At 54.0% G+C, this 570-nt stretch carries 1 protein-coding gene; it reads left to right on the forward strand.

All coding sequences use genetic code 11. The features are described 5' to 3' along the window. Window positions 1–62: 62 nt before the first annotated feature. A partial coding sequence (locus QQJ79_RS15890) for a BMP family ABC transporter substrate-binding protein (protein WP_284223910.1) occupies window positions 63–570 on the forward strand: 508 nt, incomplete at its 3' end.

A 570-nucleotide genomic window follows, 5' to 3' on the forward strand; every position in this document is an offset into this window, starting at 1 on the left:
TTGCCGTGTTCGACAACTACATTCATGAGCCTTGCTATTTGATGGGTGTTATTGCCGGTTCCATGACCAAGACCAACAAGATTGGCATGATCGGTGGCTACCCGATCGGTGAAGTGAACCGTCTGTTCCATGCCTTCATGGCTGGTGCCAAATCCGTCAACCCGGATGTGGAGTTCAAGGTTTCCTTCATCGGGTCCTGGTATGATCCGCCGAAAGCCAAGGAATTTGCCTACGCCCAGGTTGAGTCCGGTGTGGACATCCTGTATGCGGAACGCGCCGGCGTTGTCGATGCTGCCCGTGAAAAAGGCATTCTGGCCTTTGGTAACGTCAATGACATGAACAAGGAAGAAAACGGCAAGGACGTGGTTGTGGCCAGTGCCCTGTGGCACATGGAAAACGCGATCGCGAACGCGGTTGCCGATGTCAAGGCGGGCACCTTCGTTGCAGCTAATTACAAGGAATGGACCATGATGCAGAAGGGCGGCGCCAGCCTGTCCCCGTTCTATGAGTTCGATTCCCGGATCGATCAGGCAACCAAGGACAAGGTTGCGGAACTGACCAAGCAAATCA

The organism is Brevundimonas denitrificans (genome assembly GCF_030160755.1).
GTDB lineage: Bacteria > Pseudomonadota > Alphaproteobacteria > Caulobacterales > Caulobacteraceae > Brevundimonas > Brevundimonas denitrificans.